General features: G+C 60.5%; 7 protein-coding genes and 1 pseudogene. All 8 read left to right on the forward strand.

All coding sequences use genetic code 11. The features are described from left to right. Positions 1–536 (forward strand): annotated as a pseudogene (locus ABSG20_RS25390) (hypothetical protein); the annotation flags it as partial. Positions 537–619: 83 nt separating this feature from the next. Beyond that, entirely contained in the window at positions 620–1,474 is an 855-nt protein-coding gene (locus ABSG20_RS25395) for a carbohydrate ABC transporter permease (protein ID WP_423867243.1), read from the forward strand. 2 nt (positions 1,475–1,476) lie between these two features. Next, on the forward strand, positions 1,477–2,415 hold the full coding sequence (locus ABSG20_RS25400; protein WP_423867244.1) for a carbohydrate ABC transporter permease: 939 nt from the start codon (positions 1,477–1,479) through the stop codon (positions 2,413–2,415). A gap of 11 nt (positions 2,416–2,426) precedes the next feature. Then, positions 2,427–3,503: an ABC transporter ATP-binding protein gene (locus tag ABSG20_RS25405; protein ID WP_423867245.1), complete on the forward strand. Its 1,077-nt coding sequence runs from the start codon at positions 2,427–2,429 to the stop codon at positions 3,501–3,503. Between the two features lie 5 nt (positions 3,504–3,508). Further along, positions 3,509–4,624, forward strand: coding sequence for an ABC transporter ATP-binding protein (locus tag ABSG20_RS25410; RefSeq protein ID WP_423867246.1), 1,116 nt, complete (start codon positions 3,509–3,511; stop codon positions 4,622–4,624). Position 4,625: 1 nt separating this feature from the next. Next, a complete protein-coding gene (locus ABSG20_RS25415; RefSeq protein WP_423867247.1) occupies positions 4,626–4,835 on the forward strand; it encodes a hypothetical protein in 210 nt (69 codons plus the stop codon). Continuing rightward, entirely contained in the window at positions 4,828–5,823 is a 996-nt protein-coding gene (locus ABSG20_RS25420; RefSeq protein ID WP_423867248.1) for a dihydroxyacetone kinase subunit DhaK, read from the forward strand. The genes ABSG20_RS25415 and ABSG20_RS25420 overlap by 8 nt, the downstream gene beginning before the upstream one ends. Positions 5,824–5,840: 17 nt before the next feature. Further along, a complete protein-coding gene (gene dhaL, locus ABSG20_RS25425; RefSeq protein ID WP_423867249.1) occupies positions 5,841–6,467 on the forward strand; it encodes a dihydroxyacetone kinase subunit DhaL in 627 nt (208 codons plus the stop codon). The last annotated feature ends 431 nt before the right edge of the window (positions 6,468–6,898 follow it).

A 6,898-nucleotide genomic window follows, 5' to 3' on the forward strand; every position in this document is an offset into this window, starting at 1 on the left:
CGAAGGTCAACCAGTTCGCCGACAGAACCAAGTTCGGCGTGCTTCCGGGCGCCATCGGCCGGGACGGTAAATTCCGCCGGCAGACCATGGTGGGCGGTCAGGGTATGGGCCTCAATGCTTATTCCAAAAAGATCCCAACCGTCATCAAGTTCATGGAATGGTATTTCCAGCCGGAGCAGCAGAAGCGATACGCAAAAGTCTGCCAGACCGGCTTGAAGTCCGTGCTCGACAGTCCCGACTGGCAGAGCCTGAATTCCTATAACAAGAGCTTCGCCCGCGCTTTGTCGTATGTGAACGATTACTGGCACCTTCCGGAATACCCCGAACTGCTCGATATCCTGCAGGAGGAGATCTCGGCCGCGAGTTCCGGCAAGAAGACCGTCAAGCAGGCACTCGACTCCGCGGCCGAGCGTCACGAAACGCTGCTGCAAAAGGCCGGATACAAGATCACGCGTACGGCCAATATCCCGGAGGTGCCGGACCAGATCGTCAACCCGGTGGGCAAGGACAAGGTCCAGGAAGAAAGTTACGATTGATATTGCCGAATAGTCGGGCGTGGCGTGCTGCTACGCCCGATCGTTCAATCGTAACGCTTGCCGCGGCGGTCAGGAGGCCGACGATGAGACGCGATGCAGTGCTGCTTCCCGCGCTGATCATCGGGATATATCTGGTGTTCTCCACCGGCCCGGTGATCTGGCTGATGCTGTCGTCGATCAAGGACAGGCAGGACCTGTTTGCTTGGCCGCCTACCATGTTCTTCCGACCGGTCTGGACCGGTTACGAGGCGGTGTTCGGCGTCGGCTCGGCACAAAATACTGCTACCGCCGTGGGATTGTACGACTCCCTTGTGAACTCGGTCGTGGTCTCAGGTCTCGGCACCCTGTTCGCGGTCGTGCTGGGGACGCTCGGTGGATACGCGACATCGCGTTTTCGCTTTCCGGGTCACGGCGATTTCATGTTCTTTGTGCTCTCGACCAGGATGATTCCACCGGTCGCAGTGCTCGTCTTCTACCATATGCTCTATTCGCGCCTCCATTTGACGGATACCAGGCTCGGGCTAATCCTGGTGACGACCTTCATCAATCTTGGTCTGGCCACCTGGATCATGAAGGGCTTTTTTGATGGGGTGCCAACCGAAGTCGAGAATATCGCACTGGTCAACGGCTACTCGCGATTCTTCGCATTTCGACGGCTGGTGCTGCCGATGGTTAGCGGAGGGGTGGCGGCGACCGCTGGGTTTTGCTTCATAGTAGCGTGGAACGAGTTCGCGTTCTCGTCGATCCTGGCGACCACGCGGGCAAAGACGTTGCCGGTCAAGATATCCTCGGCGATGGGCGCGACTGGGATCGAGTGGACCCAAATCTTCGCAGCCGGCGTCGTGCTCGTAGTACCGGTCGTCATCTTCTTCTGCCTGATCCGCAAATACCTGCTTATGGGCATGACGTTCGGCGTGCTGGCGAAGGGCCCGGGCTGAGCATGGCCATTTCCATCCCCGAGCGCGAAACTGCGGGCGTCAAGCACGCGCCCAAGCAGGTCCGAACCTTGCCGGACGGCTGGCTGTGTGGCCTGTTCCTCGCGCCCTCCGGGCTGATCCTGGCATTGATGGTATTCTACCCGTTCTTCTCGCTCGTGTACTATTCGACCTTGCAATTCTCCATGATGCGGCCTCGCATCGAGCCAGTCGCCGTCGGGTTGGGTAATTACATCGACCTGCTCAATGACAACGAGATCTGGCAACGCTTTGCCTTCACCGGCAAGTTCGTCCTCGCTACGGTGCTCATTCAATTCACGATCGGGCTCACGGTGGCCTACGCGTTTCAGCGCAACTTCAAGGGCCGTGATTTCCTGTTCACGGTGGCGCTTCTGCCGATGATGCTGTGCCCGATCGTGGTCGGTTTTCTCTGGCGCTACATGTTCAACAGCGAATGGGGCATAGTAAACTGGCTGATCTCGCTGGTCGGGATTGCAAAGGTCGACTGGGTGGGCAGGTCGGAAAACGCGCTGTGGGCGGTGGCGGTCGCCGATGCCTGGACCTGGACGCCGTTCGTGATCCTGCTGGCGACGGCTGCCTTTCGCGGCATCCCGAAGGACATCAGGGAATCCGCCGAGATCGACGGCGCTTCGACGATGTTTACATTCTTCCACGTCACGCTGCCGATGTCGCTGCCGATCCTGGTGATCGCGCTCCTGCTGCGCCTTATCGACGCGTTCAAGCAGTACGACCTGTTCCTGGCGATGACCGGAGGCGGCCCGGCCTCGGAAACACAGACCGCCGCGTTCGCCCTCGGCAAGATAGCCTTCGGCTATTTCCATACCGGGGAAGCGTCCGCACTCGCCATTATTCTGTTGATCGTGATCATGGGTCTTTCCATGATCTTCGTGCGCTATTTGACGCGCCTGTCAAACCGCTTTTAGGGGAACAGGCCATGGCCAAGGTCGAACTCGACCGACTGACTGTCCAGTTCGGAGAGGTGGCCGCCGTCGACGGAATTTCCCTGGTCCTGGATCATGGTGAATTCATCGTGCTGCTGGGACCATCGGGTTGCGGCAAGACCACCGCGCTTCGCAGTATCGCCGGGCTTCAGCACGCGTCCTCCGGCGAGATCCGTTTCGACGGCAAGCCGGTGACCAAGCTCTCGCCTGCGCAAAGAAACGTCGCCATGGTCTTCCAATTCGTCTCGCTCTATCCGCACCTGACGGTACGGCAGAACGTTGCCTTTCCGCTGCGCGCCAAGGGCGTTTCCGGCCGTGAAATCGCCGAGAAGATCGAGTGGATCGCCAAGGTCTTCTCCATCGGGGACATCCTGGACCGCTATCCGGGCGGCCTGCCGCCGGGATCCCGGCAAAAAGCCGCCTTGGCCCGCGCGGTGGTTCGCAATCCGGATGTCCTGCTGCTCGACGAGCCGCTTTCTGCCGTGGATGAGCAATATCGCGAGGAGATGCGATGGGAGCTGCGTCATCTCCAAAAGAAACTCGGGGTCACGACCGTACACGTGACCCACGACCAGCGCGAAGCCATGTCGCTCGCCGACCGCGTGGTGTTGATGCGCGCAGGCCGTATCGTGCAGGTTGGGCCGCCGACGGCCCTGTTCAATGATCCGGCCGACCGCTTCGCCGCATTCTTCATCGGTTCGCCGGGTATGAATTTCGTCGATCTGACGCTCGCGGCGGATGGCCTCCATGTTGCCGCAGACCAAACGCTTCGTGTATCCGCTCCCAACAATGTGCTCGAGGACGCCCGCGCGAAAGGGCTCAACCAGATCGTGCTCGGGATCCGTCCGCATATGGTCGAGCTGACAAACGGGGTGGGCCAGGACATGCTGCCAGCGACCTTGCTCGACGCCGCACTTGTCGGCCGTGACCTCGAAGCGCAATTCGCCCTTGCTGGGCAGACCATAAAAGTGGTGCTGCCTCTGGACGCCGAGTTCCGTGACAAGCGCCGACTGCGACTTCCACCTGCGCATTGCTTGTTCTTTGCGCCCGACGGCACTCGATTGGGCTAGCGCGGATGTCACAGATCATGCTCGCGGTGCAGGGCCTAAATAAGCGCTTCGGTTCGAAGCTCGTCCTCGATGGCATCGACGTGACGGTGATGGAGGGCGAGGTTCTGGGTCTTCTTGGCCCGACCGGCGCGGGCAAGACCACGACCTTGCGCTGCATCTCCGGGTTGCACAAGCCAGACGCCGGGAAGATCTGGCTGGAAGGCAAGGAGGTAACGCACGACTCGCCGATGGTGCGCGACATAGCCGTGGTGTTTGAAGGGTTCAACTTGCTGCCAACGCTTTCCGTCTATGACAACATTGCCTTTCCGCTGCGCTCGCCGTACTATCGCGAGAATGAATCTGAGGTTCGGCTGCGCGTGTTGCGGGCGGCGGCGGATCTCCGGATCGACCATCTCCTTGACCGGCGCACGGACCAGATCTCTGGCGGGGAAGGTCAGCGGGTCGCCGTGGCGCGTGCCCTGGTGCGGCAGCCGAAACTGTTCTTACTGGACGAGCCGCTAAGCGCGCTCGATCTCAAACTCAGGGAAGCGCTCCAGAGTGAATTGCGAGACATGCACCGCCGGCGCGGCCAAACCCTGGTTTACGCCTCGCACGACTTCCTGAGCACGGCCGCGATCGCGTCGCGCATCGCAGTGATCGACAGGGGCCGCTTGCTTCAGACCGGTACGCTGGCCGAAATCTATGCCGACCCTTTGCACCGGCGTGTAGGTGAGCTGGTCGGCAGTCCGTCGATGGCGCTGCTGGAAGCTAAGGTGCGCGACCAGACCATCACGATCGACGGTTATCCGATCCCATGGCAGCTTTCCGCGCTGCGGGTCGCAGGCCTTGTGAACGGCGGAAGGGTCACCATCGGGCTCTGGCCGGAGGACATCGGCTTCAGCACGCAATCGGCGCCTGAGTTTGCATCTGCAGCGCTTTGGGCCACGGACTTTCGCGGCAAGGATCAGGCGGTGGAGGTGCGGTTCGGCACGAACCGCGTGCGCAAGGTCGTTTCGACGGACTTTCGGCTCGCGCAGGGCGATCCCTGCTTCCTCCATCTCGATCCCGCAAAGGCCTTCGTCTTTGCCTCCTCGAGCGGGTCCCGACTTCGGCCCAGTCCAGATCGATGCAGGGGACAGTAATATGTTGCTGAACCGGCTTTACGCATTGGCCACAGCGTTGATCCTCGCCGGCATCGCGATGTTGTGCCAACCGTTTTTTTTCTTCCTTCACTCTTGTGCATTTCCGGTTCTCTTGGCCGGCGTCGCGCTATTTATGGTTCTCGACCATTTGCCAAGTTCAGCGGCAATAGAGACGACAACGCTTGAGCACGAGGGAGATCATGATGAATAAAGTCAAAAAGCTTATCAACAACGTTTCGGATTTGGTTCCAGAGACTCTCGATGGGCTGGTTCTAGCCTCGCATGGCCGGCTCAAGATGGTTCCCGGGCAGAATGCCTTGATCCGAAGCGATTTGGAGGACGACAAGGTTGCCTTGCTCATTGGCGGCGGTAGCGGGCATGAGCCGATGTATACGGCATACGTAGGCAAGGGCTGGGCCGACGTATCGGTCGCCGGCCACATTTTCGCGGCGCCCGCCCCGGACCTGGTGTTCGAAGCCGCAAAGGCAGCGCATCGCGGCCGCGGCGTGCTCTTCGTTTACGGCAATTACGCGGGCGATAACATGAACTTCGACATCGCCGCGGAGATGCTGGCCGATGTCGGCATCGAGGTGCGAACCGTGCGGGTCTGCGACGATGTCGCGGTCAAGGATCCGGCGGAGCGGCGTGGAATTGCCGGCGCATTTTACATGGTCAAAGTTGCAGGAGCCGCATGCACGCAGTTCAAGAACCTTGACGAAGCCGAGCGATTGGTCCGCAAGGCGCAAGCCAACATTCGTTCCATCGGGGTCGCCGTCAAAGCCGGGTCGTTGCCGGAGACGGGAGAGCTGACGTTCGAGCTCGGCGATGATGAGATCGAAATCGGCATGGGGGCGCATGGCGAACCCGGCGTCGAGCGCCGCAAGCTGATGCCGGCCGACGAGTTGGCCGATGAAATGACGAGGCTCGTGCTCGATGACCTGCCGTTCAAGCGTGGCGATCGGCTCGCAATGCTGCTCAACAACCTGGGTGCGACCACCATGATGGAGTTGATGATAATCAATCGCCGTGCCCGTGCGCGGCTCGCGCAGAGCGGCATGGAAGTCGTACGGACGGACGCGGGTCCGTTTCTCACGTGCCAGGAAATGGCGGGCCTGTCCTTGACCTTTATGAGACTCGACGACGAGCTGGAGCGCGCATTGGCAGAGCCCGCCTGGTCTTTGGGCTATCGGCAAACTTGATGAAGGTGCCTCAGCAAATGGACAGCATCGATCTTGAAGCGGTGAAGCGACTGTTGATCGCGGCCGCGGACCGGGTGATAGGTCATCGCGATGCGCTGACCAAAGCCGATCAGGCGATTGGAGACGGCGATCACGGTGTCGGCATGGAGCGGGGCTTCGTGGCTGCTCGTCAAGCCATATTGACCAAGCCGGCGCAGACAGCGGGGGACGTCTTCAAGAATGTCGGGCTGGCGGTCCTCGGTCAAAGCGGCGGAGCTTCCGGGGCAGTCTTTGGAACGTTCTTCATCGGCGCGGGCAAGCCGCTGTCACAACCGTCACTCGATGCCTCGGGCTATGCCGCCGCTCTGGTCGCGGGTCTTGAAGCCGTGCGGGCGCGCGGCAAGGCAAAGCCCGGCGACAAAACCATGGTTGACGCGCTGGCGGCGGCCATCGCCGCGGTTACCGCTGCCCCGAGTCAGGACCTGTGCGCCGTCGCAATGACGGCAGCCGCAGGTGCCCGAGCCGGCAGTGACGCCACCAAGGACATGGTGGCATCCACCGGCAAGGCCAAGACATTGGGCGCACGCAGTCTCGGCCATGTAGACCCTGGCTCGATTACGCTCGCTTTGGTGCTAGAGGGATTCGCAGAGGCGCTAATTGCATAGCGTTAGTTAACGGTGCCAAATATAAAACCGCGGGGATAGCTCGATAAGGGGGTGCAACTTGCTTGGAGACCTCGGCGAGCAGTACCTCGTCCGTTCAGGTCAAGACCAATGCGGGGACACCGGGCTTTTGGCTCGTTGGCGCGCATACGGGTGAGATCAATTCACGCAGCCATGTATATGTTTTCGTGAATGTTCCAAAAAACGCGGAGCAAAAACCCAAATTCTATGTAGTTCCCGGTCGAGTGGTCGCGACTAAGTTCATAGTTGGGCGGAAGCTAAAAAGCGGTCATAGATTTCATGCTTTCCGGCGCGACAAAAAGTTTGAAGCTAACGGAGGCGCTGATCATGGCTGCCGAAGGCACCGGGCCACTGCTGCACGCGCGCGTCGGCATGTTGCGGGCCATCAATGCGGGCAAGCCCATCGCGGCGAC

It is taken from the genome of Bradyrhizobium sp., from assembly GCF_049512235.1.
In the GTDB taxonomy this organism is placed as follows: domain Bacteria; phylum Pseudomonadota; class Alphaproteobacteria; order Rhizobiales; family Xanthobacteraceae; genus Bradyrhizobium.

Bases quoted from the DNA above. Each gene is read 5' to 3' on its own strand.
- dhaL (WP_423867249.1), top strand. From the start codon at position 5,841: ATGGACAGCATCGATCTTGAAGCGGTGAAGCGACTGTTGATCGCGGCC.
- ABSG20_RS25400 (WP_423867244.1), top strand. From the start codon at position 1,477: ATGGCCATTTCCATCCCCGAGCGCGAAACTGCGGGCGTCAAGCACGCG.
- ABSG20_RS25420 (WP_423867248.1), top strand. From the start codon at position 4,828: ATGAATAAAGTCAAAAAGCTTATCAACAACGTTTCGGATTTGGTTCCA.
- ABSG20_RS25405 (WP_423867245.1), top strand. From the start codon at position 2,427: ATGGCCAAGGTCGAACTCGACCGACTGACTGTCCAGTTCGGAGAGGTG.
- ABSG20_RS25395 (WP_423867243.1), top strand. From the start codon at position 620: ATGAGACGCGATGCAGTGCTGCTTCCCGCGCTGATCATCGGGATATAT.
- ABSG20_RS25415 (WP_423867247.1), top strand. From the start codon at position 4,626: ATGTTGCTGAACCGGCTTTACGCATTGGCCACAGCGTTGATCCTCGCC.
- ABSG20_RS25410 (WP_423867246.1), top strand. From the start codon at position 3,509: ATGTCACAGATCATGCTCGCGGTGCAGGGCCTAAATAAGCGCTTCGGT.